This is a genomic window from Streptomyces sp. NPDC037290 (genome assembly GCF_055603245.1).
Map to the genome: position 1 here is coordinate 1 of NZ_JBVJVZ010000028.1, position 22,680 is coordinate 22,680.

Here is a 22,680-nt window from a genome sequence, read left to right on the forward strand (position 1 = left end):
ACTCCTGGACGCTCTCCTGCCTCGTCCCCGAGCCATCCACGACCCGGTCACCCACGCACTGACATGGTCGGCCTGGAGAAGACAACGCCAGGCCAACGCCCGCCGCTGCCACTACAGAAAACGCAGCTCAGGACACGAACCGCTGCTGGAGTATTAGACCATGTCCTATGTGGCGATGGCTCGTTGTGTCACTGCATGGGGCGGGGTACGTGGAGTTGGATTGTTCCGGACGGGCTGTGGGAGATCGCGAAGCCGCTGATCCCACCGTCGAAGGTGCGGCCGCAGGGTGGCGCAAGCAGGACACACCTGATGAGACGCTGTTCGCGGCGATCATCTACGTGCTGGTCAGCGGCTGCGCCTGGCGGGCTTTGCCGCCGTGCTTCGGCATCTCGAAGTCCACTGCTCACCGCCGGTTCCTCATCTGGTTCAGGCCGGCGTATGGGGTCGCCTGCACGAGGCCGTGCTGCACCGCCTGGACGACGCAGGCCTGATTGACGTCACCCGCGTCGTTCTCGATTCCGCCCACGTGAGGGCTGAAAAGGGGCGAACACACAGGTCCGAGCCCCGTGGACCGAGGTAGGCCGGGTTCCAGGATGCACGTCCTGTCGGAGGCGAACGGACTGCCCCTACTCGTCGGCGTCTCAGCCGCCAATGTCCACGACAGCGAAGCGCTGAAGCCGATGGTGGCCGGTCACCAATCGGGACACGACCCCCACCGCGGCCGCCACTTCAAGCCCCAACGCCTCCACGCGGACAAGGCCTATGACGCCCCTCACCTGCGTAGATGACTGTGGGGCAAGCGCATCGGCGTGCGCATCGCCCGCAAAGGCATCGAGTCCAGCGAACGACTCGGCCGCCGTAGATGGGTCATCGAACGCACCATCTCCTGGCTGACCGGCTACCGACGACTCAACCACCCCTACGAGCGCCACCGCCGCAACTACCTTGCCTTCCTCGGACTCGCCGCAGCCATCTGCTGCTACAAGCGACTTCTCCGCCTCACCACATGGGACACGGTTTTAGCAGGCCCTGTTCTGCTGCGGAGCCGATGCCGTACATCGGTCTGGATCGGTCTTCTGACGTTCGGACACGCAGGATGCCGCGCCTCGACCACGACGACATCCCGCACACCGTCGGGTACCAGCCCTTGGCGCCCGGCCTTCCCCTGCCTCGCGTCACTCCGGCCGCCCGTGACATCTCTTCCACTCAGTCGTACATCTGATGAAACCCTCCGGCTTCCGTCCCGGCTGCCCATGGTGGGGGCAGTCCTTCATCATGTCGGTACCCTGGTCAAACAATTGGCCGGATTCTCCGGCCGTAACGTTTTTTCCGCCAGGGTCGTTTTCCTCGCGAGATCCTGCACAGGCCGGTTTGTGCACACCTGGGCTAGGGTCTCGGCTGCTTGACTGCACAGTCGGGGAGCCTCTTTGGATTCACGTCCGCTGTCACAGACGGCCCGCACCTACTTTCCCGGCGGGTGCGGGTCGTCGCCATAGCCCGTCACGCCTGGCTGGTCTGCCCAGCACTACGACCTCATCCGTACTGGGTACGGAAAGTGTCTCGGCGTCCACGCGAAGGCAGCAGTCAACGACCGCCGGGAGGCCCTGCGGGACGGCTCTGGCGTCGAGCAAGGAGGCCGCGACGTCAGTCGATGGGCGCACCTCTAACTGAATGAGTGGCTCTGCCGGCTTCCGAACCTACTGACGTTCATCTGGAATGCCGGGAGAGCAAACGAATGATCGCCCCCCACCGAAGGAGAACACGATGCGTGGACGTCCAGCTCTCGCTACCGCGGCCATGGCTGCGACTGCAGTCCTGGGATGCGCAAGTGCCGCAGCCGCCGACGGCAGCGCCGATGGCACAGCCAACAAGTCGCCCGGAATCGCGAGCGGAAACCTGGTTCAGGCGCCCGTACACGTGCCCGTCAACGCGTGTGGCACGACCGTTTCGGTCGTTGGGGTCCTCAACCCCTCCGCGGACAACGTGTGCCTCTAGGCACTGAGGCCTGTTCCGGCGGTGCACGTTTCGAACGGGGAACGGGGACAGGTAAATCCGGCCGTGATGCCGTAACGATTCTTCTGCCCCCGTCGTTCACCTCCCGAGATCCCGCACAGGCCTCTTGCGCACCTGACCGGGAAATCTCCGGCTGGTGACTGCACAGTTCGGGCGTTCTGGCCGCAGTCGCCGTCACAGACGGCCCGTACCCTACTCTCTCGGGCGGGGTGCGGGCCGTCGGCGTATTCCGGCCCAAGGCTGATGGCAAGGTGGCGGAGGACTGCGCTCTGTCCTCTCAGATTGAACTCGACGCCGATGGGGCCATGCCGGCAGGCTGAGGATCACCCCGCATCGGCGGGCCCCTGATGGTGGGCGAGAGCCATCTCGGCATGCGCATGCACGGTCAGGCGGCCCCATGGGCCGGCCGTGCCCGGTCTTGTCGTTGAGGCGCCGCAGGGACGGCAGCCGCAGGCCGTCCGCGTCCATCACCACGCGGGCCCCCGATGGTTCCAAGAGTCAAGCGGAGGCGGCCTCCGTCGGTTCGAGGACCGGAGATGCGGTCGTCTAGGGGCGAATGCTCAGCCGGGTCACTCCCGTGGCGTGGCCGGTTCCTCCGCCGATCGCACAGTCCGTCGGCAGGCTGCCCGCAACGGTCTGGATCACCTTCTCTGCAGCCGCCCCCCTGCCGCGGCCCGCGACGACGATTCCCTTGAGCCGCAGGGTGTTGGCTCCTGCCACCCGGGACGACATGCCTGCCTGATAGGCGATGACGGTGGTCTCACCGTCCGCGTAGCGCAGCATCTCCCGGGACTGGTTCTCGGCGAGCAGCAGGCAATTGCCCCCGGTTGTGCCCTCGGCGTGATAGATGGCCGTGGCGACGCGGCCCGAGGAATCGGTGCAGTGGTACACCCCGTCGCTGATGACCGTGATGGGTTCGGAAGACCGACCGAACTTGGGCCCGTAGGTGAGGTTCTCCTTTCCGGTGCAGTCCATGACATCACGCGCCTGTGCCTGTGCCTGTGCCTGTGTCGCCGACCCGCCGCCTACGGCGAGCAGGACGAGCGAGGACAAGACCATTCCTGGCCAACGCCTACCAATCACGGTGAACCCTTCCCTAGTCCGAACCATGTTGTACACAAAGCCATTTAGTCGTTGTCCCCGACACGTCGGCTGTACCGCCTGCCTGGCCTGTCAGGAGCATCGTTGCGTTCCCATGTCCTTGCACGCGCTCCCGCGCCTTGGCGCACGTCTTGCCCGGGGCAACGGACCAAGGCAGTGCAGGTTACGGGCGTCCGGTGAGCGTGTACGTGGCGACGCCGGCGCCAGGAGCACGTGCTGTCGAGGACTCAAAGGTGATCACAGCGGAGGGGAAGCGCCCTGTCGAGACCGCCTCGACGTGTGTGTCACATGCCCGCCTTGATGCGTGGATCGGCGGGCGTGTGATGTTCAGTGGTGCGGCGGTCGGGGAGTGATCGGACGGCGTCCTGGGGCTTGGGCCGGAGGGGTCTGACGGGATGTAGGGGCGACGGGCGCCGGCAGGTGCGCAACCTCGTAGCGGGCCAGCGCCAGGTCCTTGGCGGTGTCGCGCAGCACCGGCGGGGCGGCAGGTCTGTGGTGGAAGCGGAAAGCGGAGGTGAGGTCCCCGAAGGTTCTGCGGCGCCAGGCGCTGATGTTCGAGGCTCTCACCCCGGTGACCTTTTCCAGGAAGCGCAGGTTCGAGGTGTGGTCGAAGGGCTCGCTGCAGACCCAGCCACCGGCGGTCCATGGCGAGATGATGAGGCAGGGCACCCGGAAGCCGGCGCCGATCGGAAGGCCGCCGCCGTCGACGCCGCCCGGAGAGGTCAGGTGCACGAACTCTTCAGGAGTGCCGGCGGGTGGTGTGGGTGGCGGGACATGATCGAACATGCCGTCGTTCTCGTCATAGACGATGATGACCACGGACTTGGCCCACACCTCGGGGTTCGAGGCGATGGCGTCGAGAGTACTGGCGATGAACTGCGCACCCGCCGCCGGCATGGACTGGTTCGGGTGCTCGTTCTGGCCGGGTCCGGGAAAGAGCCAGCTCACAGTGGGCAGGCGATCGTGCGAGGCGTCGTATTCGAATTGGCCAGGCGCGCTTGCCTGTGCGTTTTTATATAAGGGTGATTTCGCGGGGGCCTCTCGGAAAGATTTGAAATGCGAGGTCTGGCTTCTCATGCCTCCCTTCACCCAGTAGAATTTCCAGCTCACGCCCGCGTCGGTGAGATTCTGGGCGTAGGGCCGCCATCTATTCACGTTCATGGTGTCGGTGAGAATGGGGCCGCCGGCCTTTCCGTCAGGGTCGATGGAACCGGTCTCCCAGATGACTCGGTTCGGTGTCGTGGGGCCAAGTACGGAGCAGTGATAGTGATCGCAGATGGTGAAGGCATCGGCGAGAGCGCGGTGGAACGGGATGTCCTGCTCCTCGAAGTACCCCATCACCAGGGGGACCCGGCTCTTGTCTCTGTCGTATCGGTAGTGGGATGTCAGCCAGGAGTCCATTTTTCCGTGGTTCCAGGCCCCGTGCAGGACTTTCCAGCTGTGGCCCGTTGACCGAACCCCTTGCGCTGCCGTGGTGCGACTGTTCAGGTGGAAGGGGAGCAGATAGCCGGCAGGATTCTTGTCCGTGGGCTGGTGGAACACGTTGCGGCCAGTGGGTAACTTGATGGCATGTGGGTCCGAGAATCCGGCCACCCCGGACATGGTCCCGAAGTAATGGTCGAACGATCGGTTCTCCTGCATCAGCAGCACGACGTGCTTGATGTCCCGCAACGAAGGCTGCTTACTCGGTGGCGGCGCGCTCAGCGCCTTGAGCACATTGGGTGGCAGTGCCATCATGCCCATCGAGGCCCCGGCTGTGCCCAGCAGCCTACGACGAGTAAACGTCGCATGCGGCAGAATGTGACTCGCGGTGGCTGCTGATCGTGCTTTATCTCGATTCGGGTGAATACCCATGGATTATTTTGTCCTTCTTCCAGCCGGTCTCTGTTTCAGTCGGGGAGTGCGTAGCCGAGGAGCTGTTCTCTGATGGGGAAGCCGTCGCAGCTTGGGGTGGACGTGATGATGTGATCGCGGGCGTGGGGGTCGTAGCAGCGGTAGAGGGGGACAGAGCCTGCGATTTTTGTGGTGTAGGCATATCCGACCGGCCCCATGGGGAAGCGTCCGCCGCAGTTCGGGTCCTTGTTCAGGAGCGTGCTGTTACCGGCCTTGCATTCGAAGAGTTCCACGGTGTGGGCTCGCGATGCGCGTAGCAATCGCCAGGCTTTGTCCTGGATGACGCCAGGTGGCAGCAGGCGTGTGGAGGCGAAGTGGCCGCGCCCTGGAGTAAAGCCGCGGACGAGTCTGGTGTAAGGCAGGATCTGGAAACCGCAGGACAGGCGAGCAGGATGGAGGTCGTTACGATTGGCTTGTGCCCATACGGTCCAGGCAGGTTTGGCGCTGCCGTTGGCGCGGTGCAGACCGGGCCCCCATCCCTTCTCCACCGCAGCAGAAACGTCAACTCCACGATGGTAAATATAGGCGCTGATTCCGGGAGTTCCGAGGGCATTGTGGAATGCCTGACAGAGCTGGATTGCTTGGTCGGCCTCCGTGGAGTTCGGAGGCAGCGAGTTGATGCCGCTTTCGGTGAGCTCTACATCCCAGGCCGAGGGGGTGTGGGGGAAGCGCTGCCGTAGCCAGCCGAGCAAGATGCCGATGTTGCCGTAGGTGACCTTGGGGTAGTCGTCCGCGGAGAACGCAGGCTCCGGCAGGTTTGGCGGGTAGGGATGGTACGCGACTTGCCACTGACGTTTCCCCGCCCGGGCAGCGAGGCCTTCGAGTACGGTCATCCCGGACAGCAACGGAGAGCGGTCGGCTGGGCGGTCATAGGCCTTCCCGAAATGGTGGTCCAGAGAGGTCATGACTTTGGCCGTGGACTGCTGGGCTTTGATGGCGTCGTAGGCGGCGTTGTAGTTCTGTGCGATCGCATCGAGCCAGGCTCTCTGGTTGCAGGGGATGCCCTGACCGCAGCCGATGTCGAAATATCTGTTGCTGTTGACTTCGTTCATGATGACGAAGTCGGCGATCCGCCCGCGTCCGTGCCGCCCGTCATAGCGCTGGGCGAGCATGCCGGCGAAGCGGCCGTAGTCGGAGGGGCGGTCGGGTACGCAGAAGATCTCGAACCCGTCCTCTTCGGGCGAACAGGGGCGTCCCTTGTGGGCCCACTCGGGCGTGCCCAGGACGATCGCGACGACGCTGACCCCGAGATCGGTCCACGCTTTGACACGCGCGTCGAACGCGGCATCGATATGGAAGCAGTGGCCCTTGAACTCCTGTTCCTTTTTCCCGCAGGGAGCAGTCTTAACGGTGGGCTCCCATCGTGCCCAGGACACATTCTGGGTCACAAGCCCGGCATTACTCGCGGCCACTGTGCGCATGGGGAGCTCGTCCGGCGTGATGCCCTTCATTCGGTAATCGGAACGGACCGGATAGGGCAGCCCAGTGGCAGCCGCCGTAGCCGGACTGGTCGCGCGCCGACCGGTATTCGCAGGGGGTGCCAACAACGGCACGGTGGTGGTGAACGAACCGCCGGTGGGACTGAGACCCGAACACACCAAAGCTGCGCAGTACAGAGCGGCGAAGCCGGCCAATAAGCGCGATCGTTGACTCCACTTGGGGCGCAATGCACTCACCTCTCACCGCGGCATGTGTCTCGTTGGGGCAGTCGCCGCCACACAATGGGCGCCAAACCGTCCTCATAGGATGACTCGGGCGTAACGCTTTCTGTTACTGGACGCAGGGCGTGTCCCTCACGGTGTTCGATCACAGGCCGGCGGGTCGGCCGTGACGACTGAGCAACGGGGCGCCGTGGCGCAAACCTCACCGTCAGCCATCCGCATTTCACGCCCGGGCTCAACGGCCCCTGAACTACTGCTGCCATGGCTGCTTACAGGCCTTCTTGCGGCGATGTGCCCGTACCCGGCATTTCGCCGAGCAGTAGAGGGCGTCGCATCTGCCGGTCGTGAGCGGCTTGCCGCAACTCCTGCACGACCGGCTGCCTTCACTGTCGCCATCGCGGCGACTGGAGATACGCGTCAAGCATGTATGTGAACACGTCACCCAACGTAATAAGGTCTCGGCATTGCGTACGACGAGCCGACCGCACGACGCGCAAGGCGTCGGGGGGAGCTCCGCCCCGCGGCCTACGAGTTTGAACCACTGAAACCCATTCACCCGGTGTGCGTCTGGCGGTCGTGTGATGCCGCGTCGGTAGCAGGAACCGCAGATCAGTTCTCGCACCTTCCGGTGGTGACCATGCTTCATGTGGATTCCGGTGACAAGGTAGGCGGGGCCGGTGATCCGGCGACGGCACATGGGGCAGGGCGCGGCAGATCGTCTGTTTCGCATAGCCATTACGCTATTGCCGCGCATTCCCCTTGGTAAGAAAGGGCATCACGGGCGTGCCGTGCCCGCTTGGCACCAGCAAGGAATGCGGACCCCGCTGGATCCGGATCCGCCGGCCGTGCGAGCTCGTCTTGCCGGGCGTGAAGTGCGCGCAGCCCAGACCAGTGGGCCACCAGTGGGCCGCACCTCCAACTGAACGAGTGGTTTCGCCCGGTCTCTCTCTGGAGCGGCGTTTTTCTGCCGAACGACGGGACAGCACACGGGTGATCAACACCCACGTGAAGGAGAACATGATGCGTGTACGTCTTTCTCTGGCGACCGCTGTTCTGGCTGCTACCGCGGTCCTCGGCTGCGCAAGTGTCGCGAGCGCCGACGCGGGCGCGCTGGGCGCAGCTCACAGGTCTCCGGGAGTCTTGAGCGGCAACGTGATCCAAATCCCCGTGCACGTGCCGGTCAACGCCTGTGGCAACTCCATCAGCATCATTGGGCTTCTGAATCCCACGTTCGGCAACGTCTGCCAGAACCTCTAGGCGAGGGGCTCGGCCCGGAAGACGGGTTGGCTGCGTCCGGTGGCAAGCTCCGCCATGATGCCGACACCGGCGGCCGTAACGTACGGCTGGTGTCGTCGTTCCCTTTCCGGGATCCCGCCCAGGCCTCTGGACACCTGACCGTGAGATCTCCGGCCGTTGATGGGGCAGTTGGGGAATTTCGGCTGCCATAGTCATCGGCCATGGACGGCCCGCACCTGCTTTCTCGGGGCAGGTGCGGGCCGTCGGTCCCTCCGTGCCCGGCCTCACGATGAATTCCGGCGCCCCGGTCGTCAACGATCCCGGCGGCAAGCCTCCGCCGGACGGAAAAGGCTGGAACGGCGCGGACTTCGACCGACCGAAGCGAAACTCGTTCGTCAGCGACATCCACCGCGAACCGATGAGCGTTACGGCACCCGGGATCGACGGCCTGATGATGGATGAAGGCGATCTGCCGCACTTACATACTCCACGTCCACGTCCCGGGGACGGCCATCCTCTATCGCTGTCACAGCCCAGGCTGCTGCGGGTGGCCTTGATTCAGAAGGGCCCCGCGACGGCGCTGCACGTACCGGCTGCGGCCTCGGGGTTCGTGACCTGACCATCACTACCGGTACGAGCGTTTCAAGCGAAATCCGTGAGGGGTTTACGAGCGATCGGATAGGGTGATCGTGGAGGTGAGCCCCCTGTGCCCAACAATGAGGAGACGCTCTTCGGAGCGGTCGACGCCCTGCTTGATCAGGTCGCCCAGGACCCCCTGCCGCCTCCTACGGAGCGCAAGCGCCTGAGGGAAGCCGCAGGGCTCAGCCAGGAGCAGGTCGCCAGGGCGCTGCAGACCCGCCGCGAGTCGATCGGGAACTGGGAGTCCGGCCGCAGCGAACCGCGATCCCCCAAACGCGCAGCGTACGCGAGGTTGCTCGAAGGCCTCGCCCTACGGTTCCCCGCTCCGGACAGCGAGACCGCTCGGGACAGCGAGACCGCTCCGGAATCCACGGCGCGGGCCGTGCCGCCCGTCACGGGTGCCGCGCGCGAGGCGCCGACGCAGCATGGCTCGGTGACGGCACCCCGCCGCCCGGCGGGCAGCACCGCGAGGCCGTCGACGTCGCGACGGCCGACGGTGAAGAAGGCGGCACGGAAGACCGCCCCGGCACCGGGCGCCGACCCGCGCTTCGTCAACGGTCCGCTGGCCGTCGTGGACGTCGACGACGACGGACAGGTCCTCGCCTACTGCGTCGGTGGCCTGATCCTGGACGTGCCCGCCAAGTCCCTGCCGGCACTGATCGAGTGGACGCTGGCCGAGGCCAGGCTCGGACAGGCCCGCCTGCACCGCAACGGTCGCGACGCCGACCCGGTCCTCGTTCTCACGGCGGCCGCGCTGGAGCGCTACGGTCTGCCCGCCGCCCTGTCGGAGCAGGAGCGGCGTGCCGGACGGCTCCCGGAGAGCCACAAGGTGGTCAAACAGCTGGCCAAGGGCGACTGGCGGTTGACCCAGCGGGGCTTCGGACCGTGGGCGCGGATCTACCGGCCCGCCGAGGGGTCGCAGCGTCACTGCGTCCAGTTGTGCATCCCGTCGTGGAACGCACTGGATGCCCGCGAGTGGGACCGGCGGGACGACCCGCAGCTGCCGACGATGCACCCCGCGGACCTCGCCCGCTATCTGGGCACATACGCGGAGCGAGTGACGACGCCGCGCGGTACTACGGCGGTCACCGGCCTGGAGCTGATGACCGCGCTGCGCCCGCCGACCCGCGCGGAGCGGGACGATGCCACCGGAGAGTTCAAGCAGGCATTCAACCTCGACGCCCTCACTGCGGTGTACGACGTGGTGGAGTGCGAGGTTCCGGACGAACACCCGCTGCTGAAGGGCAAGTTCGCCCGACACCACCTGCGCACTCCGGCCGAGATGTTGATGGAGGAGCCCTACGACTGGTGCCGACCGCTGACCGACGAGGAGTGCATGAACCCGTACCTGGTCGCCATCGACGTCAACATGGCGTTCGCGGCGGCCGCCAACGGGCTCACCGTCGGCCTGAACGGCCCGACCCACCTCACCGGCAATCCGGCCTTCGACCCGGCGCTGCCGGGCTCATGGCTGGTCGACCTCAGCCACGTCGACCTGTCCCGTGTGGATGTCGGTGGTCGCACCGTCGACGGCGACCGGCTCCCGAGCCCGTTCACGCCGAGGGGTGACCGGCCGACTGGCCCGGCCTGGTACGCCACCCCCACCGTGGCGTACGCGGTGGAGCTCGGCTTCCGGGTCGCGCCGATCGAGGCGTACGTCCGTACGCGGACCGGCCGCTACCTGGACGGCTGGTACAAGCGGCTGCGCGACGCGTACGTGGCGACGATGGCCGACCTCGGCGTCACCACCGACCTGAGCGGGAGTGAGTTCCTGGACGCGATGGCCCGCTCCAAGCAGGTCGATCCCACGATGGCGCTGCTGGTGGGCGCGATCAAGGCGACGGCGAAGGGCGGCATCGGCAAGCTGCGCCAGCGCAACCGGGGCCAGGTGCCGTACTACGAGCCGTGGCCGGCGCTCGCGAGGGAGACGTGGCGCCCCGACATCCGGGCCGCCGTCCTGGCGAATGTCCGGGTCGGCATGCACCGCAAGCTGATGAAGACCGCCGCCGCGGCCGACCTGTACCCGGTCGCGATCGGCACCGACGCCATCGTCTTTCCCTCCCCCGGCCCGTCCCCGCTGGACGTCCTGCCGCACACCCCGGATGGCAAACCCGTGCCGGGCACATTCCGGCTCGGGGTCTCGCCGGGGATGGTCAAGCACCAGGGCACACAGACCGTTCTGTGGGCCGAGGAGCGGTTCGAGGAGCACGGTGGCGTCTTCAACATCGCCAACCTCATCAAGACCGACCCGACGGCCGGAGAAGGGGAGTAGCCGACGATGGCGGACTCGGTCGCGGACGGTCTGGACCGCGCGCTGGAGGGGGCCTTCACCCGTCCGATCCCCAAGAGCGCCCAGGCGCAGATGAAGTACTTGGTCAAGCAACTCAAGGGCACCAAGCCCGTCGCACAGTTGCTGGGAGTGTCGCAGCGCACCGTCGAGCGATACGTGAAGGGCCAGCTCAAGCGGCCCCGGCGCGACCTCGCCGCCCGTATGGAGCGTGAGGTCAAGAAGCGATGGCAACCGCAGATCAGGGCGAAGGCCAGGCAGAAGGCGGCATCCACGGACGGCCTGGTCGTCTCCACCCGGGCCCGCTTCGGGTTCACCGCCGCGCCGGGCACCACCGACGACGCCCGGATTCGTGACATCACCCAGGCCCTGCCGCCCCGCTGGGCGGACGCCCTGTTCGCCGCCCGTGAGCAGGGCGCCACCGAGCAGCAGCTCCAGCGCATCGCGGCTGAGGGGCTGGCGGAGATGTATTTCCGCGCCGACAACACCCGCGCGCACGGCCTGGGAGTGGAGTTCACCGACGTGGAACAGATCGACATCTCACTGTAAGGGGAGCGTTCCGTCGTCGGACGGCCGGTCCGCCGCTCGTGAAAGGTGGACCGGCGCACCCGTTCGCCAGGTCTCCGTCGGCTCCCGGCTGTCATGACCGTGGCTGCCGGTGGGATCATCGCTCGTACCAAGGAGCAACGCGCATACAGGAGCCGCCTCACCGGATGGGAGGGGCTTCACGGCATGTGGGACATCGATGCGGTCAGCGCACGAGGCCGGATGAGGCCTCAGGCGGTCGGCATGGCCTTCAGATAGGTCCAGCCCGCGCGGTCGATGGCCTCGGGGTGACCGGTCGACACATGAGGATGGTCCCGGTGGAAAGCCCGGACGGCCGCCTGGGTCTTCGGGCCGTAATGGTCGGAGTACGCCACGTCGGCGCTGAGGTAGCCGGTCCGCTTCAACTCGTGCTGAAGCTGCTTGGCCGATGGTGAGGAGCAGTTCGGCTTCGGGAGAGCGGCAGCGGGCAGCTTCAGCTTTATGCCGGTGCGTAGTGTTCCCGGGTCCGCCCCGATGATCGATCTGTTCAGGTCGTACAAGGCTCTCCATCCGCCATCGATGCCCAGCGTGGAAGCGATTTTCTCGAGGTAGTCACCTGCCCGCACGGTATAGGTGTCGGTTTGCAGTTCCCCGGGAGTGGGGCGAGGCTCGGCGGTCGGTGTCGGTGCAGGCGCTCGGTGGGGCCTGGGCGGCCGACCGCTCAAGGCGCCAGAGGCGATTCCGTGGCCGGGGCCGTTGCATGCCCAGGCGCGGGGTCCCTGAGCGGAAAGGATCCGTTCAGCGACCGCGATCTGCTGAGCCTTGGTCGCCTGGTAGGCGTGCCGGGCCACGCGCAGTCCTCCGAAGTCCGCCCAGGTGCGGTCCTGAATCTGGAGGCCGCCTGTGGAGTCGGCGTCGCCGTACGACAGGTGCCAATGTCCGGACCCGGGAGTGTTCATGTCCCCGCTCTCGCAAGCGGCGATGCGGTCCCAAGGTCCGGGGGAGGTGGCTGCGGCGTGGGCCATGCCGGTTGCCGCGAGGGATGCGCCGAGCCCCAGGGTCATCCCCACGGATGCCTTCTTGACGATCGTAACCTTCGGCTTGCTGTGTCGCCCCGCCATGTCACCTTCCTTCCAGCGTTGGGTTCGCATTCGACCCTGTTGATGTCGCCCCTCGGTCCGAGAGGCCGGTACACCCCTAGGACCCGCCCGCGGCTCATTCCGCACGCGGGTTCGCGGTACTTTCCGTGTGGTGTCTGACACTTGGATCGGGCTGGAAGGCCGACGGTGCCCTGCTCAGGAGGGCGCTGATTGCGGTCGGTGCCGCCGCGGCCACTGTCCGCGTCGGTGTGGTGAACGAGGCTGCCGCCAAAGGCCTCCCGCCGCGTCACGCATGCTGGCGGGCGGCAGTGAGCAGCCCGCCAGGCAGAGGAGGATTCTCAACTCACCTCTCGCGACCGGAACTTACGTGAACCTCGGCGCCGCCCGCGCATCGGCGCCCAGCACCTTCAACGGGCGCCAAGGAGGGCGGCACCGCCGGAAGCATGGGCATGTCATGCCTCAGGGCGACTGCAACAGTCTGGTCTGGCGCCAGGCCGCTGCTCCAGGGCCCGCTCGCAAAAGCGCCGGCCGGAGGGCACTGGACGGGGCGGGGTCGTATCCATGCCGGATCATCCGGTCTCGGCCCAGCGACTGCTGTGTCCGGGCGCACGGTTCGTTTGCTGTGTGTGCTCGGCGCGTGCCGTCTCCAGCAGTCGCCGCCAGGACGTCACTGTGGGGCGGCGTCGCAGGAGAGCCCGCCGTCCGCGTTCCGTCATGCCACCCCAGATGCCGTGCTCGATGCGGTTGTCCAGAGCGGATGCCAGGCACTCGGTCCGTACGGTGCACCCGGTGCACACTGCCTTGGCTTTGTTCTGGGCGGCACCCTGCACAAACAGCGCGTCGGGATCAGTCGTCCTGCAGGCCGCGCGCTCGGCCCATGCGTCATCGTCCTCAATCACCCGTCGCCGTCCTCTCCCCATGACCGGCTGTCTCCCGACCTCGTGTGCAGGTCAGGCACGTGACGGTACGGCACTTTGGCATATGCTGTCACTATTGGTTGACGCGGCGTAACACGTTCGAGTGACTTCGCTTGCGGTTGTGCTGATATAGAGATTGCGGATAAGGCCTCTCAGGCCATGTACGCGGTGCCAGTCGATCGGTTGCTCGCCGAGGTGCGCCCGTCCAGGGCAGGCACTCGTCAGGCCCTGGACAGAGCGTCCTCAGAACCCCGGCCCCCCATATGCCCCTGGGCCCGGCAGGCGCAGGGTTCAGTTCGCGGAGACCGCGGCGACATCAGCCAAGTCCTCCGCTACCAGCTCTGCACTGCTGATGCCCGATAGAGTGGCGTGTGCGTTACGCGCCCGTAGCTCAGTTGGCAGAGCAGGGGACTTTTAATCCTCGGGTCGTCGGTTCGAGCCCGACCGGGCGCACCAGTGTCCGTCCGGTTTTTGCGCAGTGGCGATCTGCCAGTCCGCTGACCGGTCCCGCTGTATACGCATGACGAACACGCTCTCGCGCGCAGCTTTCGGCTGCCCCAGCCCGACCGTCCTGTTGCCCGGTCCTGTGCTGCGCCGGACCGCGTGCGAGCGCCTGGCGAGATGACATCACCGCCAGGCCCACAACGCCGAAGCTGTGCCGGCAGCGGCTTTCGAAGTACGAAGAAGAGAACGGCCCTCAATAAGCGGCACGCCGGATGCTGCCGGAGGCCGAGGAGAAGCCTAATGTCACCCACTGAGTCGATCTGGTCATCATATTGAGCGGTGCGTGACAGACATTCATATACGTCTATCTTTCCGCGATGGGCAATTTTCTGCATGATTTGATGGGAAGGTAATATGAGGAATGGTGTCTCGCGTAGGCTTACGGCCGTCACGCTCATGATCGGCGCCACTGTGGGAGAGGTGCTCGGACTGCTGGGTGTCCCCCAGGTCGCGGTAGCCGAGCCGGGTCCCGGCGTGTCCATCGCCAAGGCCGCCCCTGCCCTCGGGGCCAGCATGCCCAAGGCTCAGGCTTTTGATGGAAACAAGCGGCTGCCGTCGGTCGAGGAGGTGACAAATCTCTGCAGCCAAGGAAGGCGATGCACGTTCACCCCCGAGGCGGAGTCGGAATACCGAAGTGGTGTTATTTCGGTGGGAAATTCTTTCCTGAACTGCTCCGACCACGATGTCACTATTTCACGAAATATCACCCTGCATCCGGCAATCACGGACAATATCGGAGGGCAAATCCAAGGTAACTCGACCACGACGGGAACCATCGGGGTCACTCCGCAGGTCACTCTCACCGGTCAGGCTGAAACGACGGGAACAGTCAAAGGGACAACCCAGACCTGGGATCCCAACAGTGGCGCCGCGACCGCATCGTCCACCAGTGAGAGTGATACAGAGGGCAAGCTCACCGGCTCCATTTCCGGCCAGATCCAGGGCAACCAATCGTCTCAGCTGGCATATGGCATGCAGGGCCAGCGTAACTACGGCAGGACATGGCAAACCACGATCGACAGCGGTTTCACAGCCAACGTAGTCGCCCCTGCAGGGGATGTGCTCACCTTGGGATACACGAATGTGGGAAAGCGCGTGCGCGGCACCTTGAATGTCCCCGGCACCAGCAAGTATGTCAAAGACGTTGTGATCGACGAGCCGTCGATCCTGGAATCAAGCTCCTTCGTGGTGCAAACGTACACTGCTCCCAAAGGAGCTTGCCTCAATAACCGTCCCACCGCATAGGTCAGGCATCCCGCCCTGTCTTCGCCTCGTCTCCGCACGGCGAAGACAGCGTGCGCGACGGGCAGATCCCGTCGCGCCGGCCATCCGTTCTGCATGTGCGGTGCCGACTCCCCGATCCCGGGGAAGCCGACCGAGCCGCGTCCTCCCGGGCAAGACCTGACAGCGGAGGGCGGGCCGGGACGGCGCGGTGGGTCCTGCGTGGGGCGGGACACCGGTCCCGGCGGCTGGGCCGAGGCGACGACCTACGGCATGCCGGGTGGATCCCATCGACCGACCAGGTCCCCCGCGGTCCTGGAGGCCACTGGCCGCCCACGGCCGGTGATCGAAGCGAACACTCCGATCAGGCGCGTGCCACACCGGCCGTCGACTTCTGGATGCCGCCGTGCGTGCGGATCAGGCGTGCTGCGCACGCACGGCCGGTTTCTCAGCGTACGAAGGACACCTCCGGGTAGTGCCGGGAGGGCCCGTTGAGCAGGGGTTCGTGGTGGTGGCGCAGTTCCTTGTCGAAAAATGCCGCGAGGTAGACGCGTTGGATCTGGAAAGCGCGATCGGGGGCGATCGTGCCGATCGATTGGGCCAGCTGGGCGGGCGACTGCCCGAAGGCGCCGGGTGCCTGAGAGAAGAAGGCCTCGTAGTCCAGGAATGTGAGGTGCTGGGCGCCACCCAGTTTGAGGTCGAACTTGTCGCCGTGCAGGTGTTTCCAGAGGGTTGCCCAGCTTGAGTCGGTGTTGCGGTTGTGGTTTTGCCGGCTGAACAGCAGGAAGGGGCGGTCGAGGTCCCGGTGGGTCTCGGGGCCGAAGAATTGTCCGTCCAGATCCGCACCAGCACGGATCCTGCGGTCCGCCTGCATGGCAGCCGGTACCACGGCTCCCCCGAGGGAGGGACCGAACATCCCGATCCGGGTCATGTCTATCGCATGGGACAGCCCGTGCGGCACATGTGCGTGCTCCACGTCCGGGTTGTGGCCGTGGGCGATGGCGTTCAGCTGGTCGATGACGAAGCGGGTGTCGGCGACCCGGGCGGCGATCACGCGGGATGCGGTGGTCGTCGGCGGCATGGTGTTCAGTTCCAGCCGACCGTCGGGGAACTGCACTTCGCTGTCGTCGTGGGTGTCGTCGAGGGTGACGACCAGGTAGCCGCGACTGGCCAGGTCTTCGGCCAGTGCGGTGCCCGTCGCACGGTCCGAACCCCGCCCCGTCGAGTAGAGCACTACGGGTAACTTGCCTGCCTTGCGGTCGACCGGGGCGCCGATGTGTCCGGCGGTGGTGGGCAGGGTCACGGTGTTCGGGGCGATCTGGTGGCTGGCCAGGAAGTGCGCGGCGGCGGCGGGCTGGAGCCAGGAGGCGGCGGGATGGTGGGTGGTGTGTGTGGCTGGATACCACAGGGTGACCATGAGCTCGCGCGGCCGGGGGGTCGGCAGCCAGGGGTCCGTGCGTTTCGCGTCGCGCAGGTGGAGGTCGACCGTTCCGACTCGATAGCGCCCGGTCGGGGCGGGGAGGGTCAGGTGGCCCGGGGCTCCCGCCGTAGCCTGCGGCGCGGTGTTCGGGGTGGGCGTACTGGAAGTGTTCGCGGCGGCCGAGGCGGGCACGGCCCCGGCACCGAGGACGACGGCCACCGCTCCTGTGGTGCCGGCGATCCGGGCGCGTAACGGGCTGTTCTTTCTCCGCGCGTGCTTTGGTGCGTGCTTCATGGGTCCCTCTCAGACAACGACCGTCACACGTTCGACGGCCGGGTGCCGCGCATCGTACCGATGTTCGCCCGGCTGCCTTCGCCCCCCGATGCATGGGGGACACCGGATGTGGGGTGCCTCCACCCTTTCGTGAACCAGCCCTTCGACTCGTGGAATTGCCGCAGGCCATGGCACGTGTCACACGGTGATGTGACGTTCCGTCACCACGCCTGGAAGATACTGCCGGACATAGGAATGTGACATGCATCACGGCGTTCGTCCGGATCAAGTCCGAGGTTCCTTCCGTACCCCTGTTCGCGGCCGGTGCAGGTAGCACGGCTGGGATACGCAGAAGGGCAGAACCATGGGCCTGAACGGAACACTCTCCTCGCGCCGCAAGAGCGCGATCGTCGCCACCGCCGCTGTGGCCGCCGCGGCCGGCGGGCTCGCCGCCACGGCGGTTCCTGCCGCAGCGACCGGACACCACACACCGAGGCCTGCGCGGGCGACCGTGCTCGTGGCCGGCCTCCGGGGGGTCAACGAGGTGCGCGTGAAGGGCGGTCCCACCGTCGGGGACAAGAACGGCGCAGCCCTGGAATTCATCAAGGTCGAGGGCAACACGGTGAGTGTCTCCGCAACCTGGCGCGGTGCCGGCCGGCCGACCATGCTCCACATCCACCAAGGTGCCAAGGGCACCAACGGCGACGTCAAGATCGACTTAACCAAGACCCTCGCCCACATCGAGGGGCACAGCGTCGTCGGTAGCGTCAAGGTCAACGACCCCGCGCTGCTGAAGCATCTCGCCCACAACCCCGGGGCGTTCTATGCCAACCTGCACACCCGCGCCTTCCCTGGCGGAGCCCTGCGCGGTCAGCTTCACAAGGTCACCACCTCGGTCGGGGAGAGGCTCGTCGGATGGCAGGTCTCTGTCGTCACGGGCAAGCAGATCTACCAGTGCAAGCGCACTTCCGCCGGCTATGCCTTCGTCCAGCGGGATGTCAGCGCCCTGCTCGGCGACGGGATCCGGCACTCGTTCGTGAGCCCGAACTCCGGCATCCCGCAGTGGGTCGCGCGCGACCACAGCGCTGTCACGGGGAAACTCCTTTCCCGGACCCCCAACGGGGCCGGCAACATCCCGGAACTCGACCTCAGGGCGACCCGCTCGGGCAGGGCCCACGGACTTCTCGCTCGCACCGAGGAAGTCCTGCGATTGAACACTGCCGGTGGCGTCGCCCCGGCCGGTTCCTGTGTCCCGGGCACAATCAACGCCGTGCCATATCACGCGGATTATGTGTTCATTCAACACTGACCCACACCCGCGCAGCCCTTTCCCGCAGAGCCATTCATCGAGGTATGCGCGCCTGCAGCCGGGCGCGGGGTGCAGGCGTACCGGCTGCGCTCCTGACGTCTGTGCGGGGCGCGAGCATCGCGGAACGCGCGAGCGCCTATCCGCACACCCAGGGGACGTGGCACAGTGTCCCCGCAATGCTCCTGCTATCTTCACATGAAATCACTTGACGGGCTTGACTGGTCGCTGTGTCGCCAGCGTCTGGCGCTGTACTGAGAGGATGCTCCACTGCCTACGGTCGCCACCGCGCCGCGACGACATCGCGCCCGTCGCCGGGCCGACATGCCTTTACTCGGGGGCGTCCGTCCGCCGATCGCCGCGCTTTTAAGTTTATTACTGGCAATTGCCGCCTTCACCGGGCTCGGAATCGGCACGATTCATGACGAGAGGGTGCCGTCAGCGGTACGTGAGGCGGAACGCCAGATCGCTGCGGACGCCGCCGCCTCGATCGGTACCTCCATCCGCGTCAGAGCCGCCGCCCTGCGCCACTTGACGGCAGGAGCCAAACCTGCGGCCGGCAGCACTCCGGAAACGGCGCTGAAAGCCCTGCTGCCGACAGGGCACTACGTGCGAGGTGCCGCACTGATCAACCCGAAAACCGGCGGCACGGTCGCAGCCATCGGTGAGCACGTGCCGCTGTTCGGAGTGGCCGTACAGGCCATGGCGGGCCCGGGCAGCGGCACTGCCATCGCTCCCCGGCTGGTGGTCGCGAGGAACATCGGCCCCCGGCTGCTCCTGTTCGCACGGGTGACCGTGCCTGCTGACGCCCTTCGGCAACACTCCGGTGACCGGCACGACCAACACTCCGGCGGCAGGCAGTTCGTGGTGGCCGTATCCGAAACCCTCGCCGCTCCCGCGACGCACGGCGGCGGGCGCACCACCCAGCTCGTGGACAGAGACGGTACGGTACTGGCTCGCACCGCCGGTGCCGGAACGTCCTCAGGCACCAGAACCGGGGACCGTGCTCTGCCCCTCGCCGCTGCGAACAAGGCCGACGCCACCCCGCACACTCCCGACGCCAGCGGCAGCCTGCTGGCCGACCACGGCAGTAGGCCGCTCACACTGGCCGGCTGGGCTTCCGTCGCCGGAGCGGACGGCACGGCGGACACAGCCGACCTCGGCCTGACTGTCCTCACATCCACGGAATTCGCGGCTTCGAAGAGTTCCGCCGACCACACCAGGTTCGCCACCGAAGCCGCCGGCGCACTCGTCGTCATCGCCTTCCTGACCACGGTACTTCTGCGGATGGGCATGCAGCGTCCGCTGTTACGCCTCCATCTGTCCGCCGCCCGGCTGGTCAGAGGTGTGTGCGACACCTCCGGAAGAAGCGAAGAACTCGATCGCCCGGTGCCCGCCTCCTTATGCGGCGAGGCGGCCCGGGCCGTGCGCGCGTTGGAGTCCATACGCCGTCAACTTCACGGCGATCCACCGCTGCAGACTTCTCCGCTCACATGGTGGCGTGCCTTCGGCACACGAACTCTGCTCTTGTGCTGTGCGCTGCTGATCGCCACCTGGTCGCTCCCCATGCTGTTCCTCGCCAACCGCGTGGACCCCGCGAAAGCCGTACCGGCTACCGTCATCGCCGACCAGCGGGCACGTACAGAAGCCGCCGCGGACCGGGTGGGACAGTTACTCGGTCAGAGCTACATCGATGTGGTCGCGACGGCTTCGGAGATCGCCGGCGAGCCGGCCGCCCGACAGACGGACATCCTCCGGCACACGCTCGCCGACCACCGTCAGTACCGATCGATGTACATGCTGCACCGCACCGGAACCATCGTGCTGAGGGAGGGCAAGCAGCCCCTGCGTACCCTCGTGCACACACCGACCGGGAGCGGAGTCACCCGGATCAACACCTCCGGCAAGGTGCCCGCGATCGCCGCCTACGCCCAGATCCCGGCCGCGAGGCACACCAAGACCTCCGACGCCGTCGTGCTCTTCGGCGAGATCGACGTGAACGCGCTGAACCGCCTGCTGTCCCGGCCGGGGCTCGGAACGGTCTGGCTCAGCGACGAGCGCCGCAGGGTGCTCGCGGCGACTGTCGGCTTCCGTGCCTTCCAGCCGCTGCCCGGCCGCGGTCTCGGCCGCCTTGCGGCCAAGGCCGAGAACACGCCGAAGGCCGGCGGCAGCGCGGCCGCAGCCCTCCTGGGAGCGGGCACCTCCTCCTCGGTCGCCGCCGCGGCGCCCTTGCCCCAGACGGGACCGTACGCCGGACTCGGGTGGCGAGTGATCTCCGACGTACCTGCCTCCACTCTCAAACTGACCGCGTATCAGGTCCAGAGCTACACCGTCCTGGCCGGGCTGCTCGCCCTGGTCGTGGGCGCGGCCTGCCTCGGCTGGCTGTACATCATGGTGGTTCAGCCTCTCCGCACGCTGGCCGGGTGCGCGGAGCGCGTAGCCGATGGTGACCAGCACACCGTGCTGTATCCGGTGCACCACGACGAGTGCGGCTCGGTGATCCGCAGCCTGGAACTGCTGCGCCAGGTGCTGGCGCAGCGCCACCGCGGATCGCACCGCGCGCCCGTCCCCGCTCAGTCGTCCTGGCGCAGCGCGCCGGAGTTGTAGAAAGACCGACCTGACGTGCTCTTCCTCTATCTCGTGCTGCTGGCGGGCTGCTCCGGGCTGCTGGTGGCCGGCGTGCTGGAGCAGCGGCGCCACTACGCCTCGCTGGAACAGATCCCCGTCCGGGTGCTGGTCAACGGCATCCGGGGAAAGAGTTCGATCACCCGGCTGTGCGCGGGCGCGATGCGGGGTGGCGGGTTGGCCACGGTCGCCAAGACCACCGGTACCGCTGCCCGGTTCATTCACCCCGATGCCACGGAGGAGCCCGTGCACCGGAAGTTCGGCATGGTCAACGTCGTAGAGCAGATAGGCATCGTCCGGCGCGCGGCGGCGTACTGGCCGGACGCCCTGGTGATCGAGTGCATGGCGGTGATGCCCGCGCTGCAGGAGATCAACCAGGACAAGCTGATCCGGTCCACCATCGGCGTACTGTGCAACGTCCGTGAGGACCACCTCGCCGAAATGGGCCCGACGCTGGACGACGTGGCCCGCTCGCTGTGCCGGTCGATGCCGGTCGGCGGGATCTGTGTCACTGCCGAGCGTGAGCGGTTGCACATCCTCGAGGAGGAGGCCGCCAAGCGCGACTGCACCTTGATCGTGGTCGACCCCGACTCGGTGACCGACGACGAGCTGCGCGGCTTCAGCTGGTTCACCTTCAAGGAGAACGTCGCCATCGCACTGGCGGTGGCCGAACTGCTCGGCATCGACCGGCACACCGCGATGCGCGGCATGTGGCAGGCGCCGCCGGACCCCGGTGTGCTCACCGTGGAGCGCTACCGCACACCCGACGGCAAGCGGCTGCGCTTCGCCAATGTCTTCGCGGCCAACGATCCGGAGTCGACGCTGATGAACGTCCGTCAGCTTGAACAGCTCGGCGCGATCCACCGCCCGCTGAACGTGGTCATCAACTGTCGCCCGGACCGGGTGGAACGCAACGGCCAGATGGGCGCGATCGTCCCCGACCTCGACCCGGACACGGTCTTCCTCATCGGACACCCAACCAAGAGCGCGTGGGACGGCATTCCCGCGCACTGGACCTCGGGACGCGTAGCGGACCTGGGCGGCGACCGGCGCGATCCGCAGGCTCTGACTAGCGCCATCCTGGACGAACTGCCCCCTGATTCCTCCCTCGTGGCCGTCGGTAACATCCATGGACAGGGCGAGCTGTTCCTCGACCGTCTGGCCCGACTGCCTGCCGACGACACCGAGCAGCCCCCGGTGAACGCGGACCTGCCCGAGACAGAGCCACACCGCCGGGCGCCGGCACCGCCCCTCCCCGAGCCCGCTCCGCCTGTGCCCCACCCCGCCTCAGCCGGACACGAAAGCCCGTTACACCCGAGGAAATCGCTGTGATTCCCGTGAACATCGCTTTACAGACAGCCGCGCTGGGAATCGCCGTCGGACTCGTCTTCTCACTGATCTGCTATCTGATCACCGACCTATCGCCCGGCGGCATGATCACCCCCAGCTGGCTGGCACTGTCCCTGGTCACCGACGCGGCCCAGCCCGCGTTGATGATCGGCATCGCAGCAGTCGTCTTCTTCGCGGTGAAGGTCCTCCAGCGCCACGTGATCCTGTACGGCAAGCGGCTGTTCGCCGCGGTGGTGCTGTGCGCAGTGCTGCTCCAGGCCACGGTGATGCTTGGCCTCCAGCAGGCGTTCCCGCTGCTCTACACCACCCAGACCCTCAGTTTCATCGTGCCCGGCCTGATCGCCTACCAGCTGATCCGCCAGCCCGTGGCGGCGACCGCCATCGCCACCACCGCGGTGACCCTGGCCACATATGTGGTCCTCACCGCCGGGCTTCTGCTGGGGGTGCTGCCCACCGGCTGACCGTGCCGCCCGTCCGTGCCCGCCGCCTACACCGACATGCCCAGGAGGCCACCATGCCCACAGCCCCCACGCCGGGCCGTGGTACCAGCCGCCGACGCATTCTGGGCACCGCCGCCGGGCTGGCCTGCGCCGCGGCAGCCGGAGGATA

Annotated in this window: 16 protein-coding genes, 1 tRNA gene and 1 pseudogene; 12 read left to right on the forward strand and 6 right to left on the reverse strand. The window is 66.7% G+C overall.

Translation table 11 applies throughout. The annotated features are described in order from the left end of the window. Nucleotides 1–195 precede the first annotated feature (195 nt). Both ACZ7HQ_RS39935 and ACZ7HQ_RS39940 read left to right on the forward strand, forming a co-directional pair. Nucleotides 196–1,007: pseudogene (locus tag ACZ7HQ_RS39935) on the forward strand (IS5 family transposase); the annotation flags it as partial. Nucleotides 1,008–1,797: 790 nt separating this feature from the next. Further along, entirely contained in the window at nucleotides 1,798–1,995 is a 198-nt protein-coding gene (locus ACZ7HQ_RS39940; RefSeq protein ID WP_471001027.1) for a chaplin, read from the forward strand. A 564-nt stretch (nucleotides 1,996–2,559) separates the two neighbouring features. On the opposite strand, the gene ACZ7HQ_RS39945 is transcribed toward ACZ7HQ_RS39940, so the two are convergent. The 3 genes from ACZ7HQ_RS39945 to ACZ7HQ_RS39955 all read right to left on the reverse strand — a co-directional run bounded on the left by ACZ7HQ_RS39945 (nucleotide 2,560) and on the right by ACZ7HQ_RS39955 (nucleotide 6,458). Then, nucleotides 2,560–3,066, reverse strand: coding sequence for a hypothetical protein (locus ACZ7HQ_RS39945; protein ID WP_471000924.1), 507 nt, complete (start codon nucleotides 3,064–3,066; stop codon nucleotides 2,560–2,562). A 375-nt stretch (nucleotides 3,067–3,441) separates the two neighbouring features. Then, entirely contained in the window at nucleotides 3,442–4,857 is a 1,416-nt protein-coding gene (locus tag ACZ7HQ_RS39950; protein WP_471001030.1) for an alkaline phosphatase family protein, read from the reverse strand. Between the two features lie 146 nt (nucleotides 4,858–5,003). Then, complete coding sequence (locus ACZ7HQ_RS39955; protein WP_471000927.1) at nucleotides 5,004–6,458, reverse strand: DUF5722 domain-containing protein; 1,455 nt, start codon at nucleotides 6,456–6,458, stop codon at nucleotides 5,004–5,006. Nucleotides 6,459–7,685: 1,227 nt separating this feature from the next. On the opposite strand from ACZ7HQ_RS39955, the gene ACZ7HQ_RS39960 reads away from it, so the two are divergent. From ACZ7HQ_RS39960 to tpg, 4 genes are all read left to right on the forward strand, one after another. After that, nucleotides 7,686–7,925, forward strand: coding sequence for a chaplin (locus tag ACZ7HQ_RS39960; protein ID WP_471001033.1), 240 nt, complete (start codon nucleotides 7,686–7,688; stop codon nucleotides 7,923–7,925). A gap of 253 nt (nucleotides 7,926–8,178) precedes the next feature. Further along, entirely contained in the window at nucleotides 8,179–8,523 is a 345-nt protein-coding gene (locus ACZ7HQ_RS39965; protein ID WP_471000930.1) for a hypothetical protein, read from the forward strand. A gap of 87 nt (nucleotides 8,524–8,610) precedes the next feature. Next, entirely contained in the window at nucleotides 8,611–10,815 is a 2,205-nt protein-coding gene (gene tap, locus ACZ7HQ_RS39970; RefSeq protein ID WP_471000932.1) for a telomere-associated protein Tap, read from the forward strand. Between the two features lie 6 nt (nucleotides 10,816–10,821). Then, nucleotides 10,822–11,379 (forward strand): telomere-protecting terminal protein Tpg, encoded by a 558-nt coding sequence (tpg, locus tag ACZ7HQ_RS39975; protein ID WP_471000935.1) that lies wholly within the window; start codon nucleotides 10,822–10,824, stop codon nucleotides 11,377–11,379. 227 nt (nucleotides 11,380–11,606) lie between these two features. On the opposite strand, the gene ACZ7HQ_RS39980 is transcribed toward tpg, so the two are convergent. Continuing rightward, nucleotides 11,607–12,476 (reverse strand): transglycosylase family protein, encoded by an 870-nt coding sequence (locus ACZ7HQ_RS39980; protein ID WP_471000938.1) that lies wholly within the window; start codon nucleotides 12,474–12,476, stop codon nucleotides 11,607–11,609. Nucleotides 12,477–13,024: 548 nt separating this feature from the next. Then, nucleotides 13,025–13,375 (reverse strand): WhiB family transcriptional regulator, encoded by a 351-nt coding sequence (locus ACZ7HQ_RS39985; protein WP_471000941.1) that lies wholly within the window; start codon nucleotides 13,373–13,375, stop codon nucleotides 13,025–13,027. Between the two features lie 377 nt (nucleotides 13,376–13,752). Here ACZ7HQ_RS39985 and ACZ7HQ_RS39990 point away from each other — a divergent pair. Further along, nucleotides 13,753–13,828 (forward strand) — tRNA-Lys (locus ACZ7HQ_RS39990). 444 nt (nucleotides 13,829–14,272) lie between these two features. Beyond that, a complete protein-coding gene (locus ACZ7HQ_RS39995) occupies nucleotides 14,273–15,121 on the forward strand; it encodes a hypothetical protein (RefSeq protein WP_471000944.1) in 849 nt (282 codons plus the stop codon). Nucleotides 15,122–15,545: 424 nt separating this feature from the next. On the opposite strand, the gene ACZ7HQ_RS40000 is transcribed toward ACZ7HQ_RS39995, so the two are convergent. Continuing rightward, nucleotides 15,546–16,811: an alpha/beta hydrolase family protein gene (locus ACZ7HQ_RS40000; protein WP_471000947.1), complete on the reverse strand. Its 1,266-nt coding sequence runs from the start codon at nucleotides 16,809–16,811 to the stop codon at nucleotides 15,546–15,548. 343 nt (nucleotides 16,812–17,154) lie between these two features. Here ACZ7HQ_RS40000 and ACZ7HQ_RS40005 point away from each other — a divergent pair, with 343 nt between their 5' ends. The 4 genes from ACZ7HQ_RS40005 (at nucleotide 17,155) to ACZ7HQ_RS40020 (ending at nucleotide 22,532) form a co-directional block, all read left to right on the forward strand. Beyond that, nucleotides 17,155–18,099, forward strand: a complete 945-nt coding sequence (locus ACZ7HQ_RS40005) for a CHRD domain-containing protein (RefSeq protein ID WP_471000950.1) — start codon at nucleotides 17,155–17,157, stop codon at nucleotides 18,097–18,099. Nucleotides 18,100–18,420: 321 nt separating this feature from the next. Next, complete coding sequence (locus ACZ7HQ_RS40010; protein WP_471000953.1) at nucleotides 18,421–20,703, forward strand: HAMP domain-containing protein; 2,283 nt, start codon at nucleotides 18,421–18,423, stop codon at nucleotides 20,701–20,703. A 15-nt stretch (nucleotides 20,704–20,718) separates the two neighbouring features. After that, nucleotides 20,719–22,053, forward strand: coding sequence for a poly-gamma-glutamate synthase PgsB (pgsB, locus tag ACZ7HQ_RS40015; protein ID WP_471000956.1), 1,335 nt, complete (start codon nucleotides 20,719–20,721; stop codon nucleotides 22,051–22,053). Then, on the forward strand, nucleotides 22,050–22,532 hold the full coding sequence (locus tag ACZ7HQ_RS40020) for a poly-gamma-glutamate biosynthesis protein PgsC/CapC (RefSeq protein WP_471000959.1): 483 nt from the start codon (nucleotides 22,050–22,052) through the stop codon (nucleotides 22,530–22,532). The genes pgsB and ACZ7HQ_RS40020 overlap by 4 nt, the downstream gene beginning before the upstream one ends. The last annotated feature ends 148 nt before the right edge of the window (nucleotides 22,533–22,680 follow it).

Excerpts from the sequence above, each read along its gene's own strand:
- ACZ7HQ_RS39985 (WP_471000941.1), bottom strand. The coding sequence starts at position 13,375 with ATGGGGAGAGGACGGCGACGGGTGATTGAGGACGATGACGCATGGGCC.
- ACZ7HQ_RS39950 (WP_471001030.1), bottom strand. The coding sequence starts at position 4,857 with ATGGGCATGATGGCACTGCCACCCAATGTGCTCAAGGCGCTGAGCGCG.
- tpg (WP_471000935.1), top strand. The coding sequence starts at position 10,822 with ATGGCGGACTCGGTCGCGGACGGTCTGGACCGCGCGCTGGAGGGGGCC.
- ACZ7HQ_RS40000 (WP_471000947.1), bottom strand. The coding sequence starts at position 16,811 with ATGAAGCACGCACCAAAGCACGCGCGGAGAAAGAACAGCCCGTTACGC.
- ACZ7HQ_RS40005 (WP_471000950.1), top strand. The coding sequence starts at position 17,155 with ATGGGCCTGAACGGAACACTCTCCTCGCGCCGCAAGAGCGCGATCGTC.
- ACZ7HQ_RS39955 (WP_471000927.1), bottom strand. The coding sequence starts at position 6,458 with ATGAAGGGCATCACGCCGGACGAGCTCCCCATGCGCACAGTGGCCGCG.
- ACZ7HQ_RS39940 (WP_471001027.1), top strand. The coding sequence starts at position 1,798 with ATGGCTGCGACTGCAGTCCTGGGATGCGCAAGTGCCGCAGCCGCCGAC.
- ACZ7HQ_RS39980 (WP_471000938.1), bottom strand. The coding sequence starts at position 12,476 with ATGGCGGGGCGACACAGCAAGCCGAAGGTTACGATCGTCAAGAAGGCA.
- ACZ7HQ_RS40010 (WP_471000953.1), top strand. The coding sequence starts at position 18,421 with ATGCCTTTACTCGGGGGCGTCCGTCCGCCGATCGCCGCGCTTTTAAGT.
- ACZ7HQ_RS39995 (WP_471000944.1), top strand. The coding sequence starts at position 14,273 with ATGATCGGCGCCACTGTGGGAGAGGTGCTCGGACTGCTGGGTGTCCCC.
- ACZ7HQ_RS39960 (WP_471001033.1), top strand. The coding sequence starts at position 7,686 with ATGATGCGTGTACGTCTTTCTCTGGCGACCGCTGTTCTGGCTGCTACC.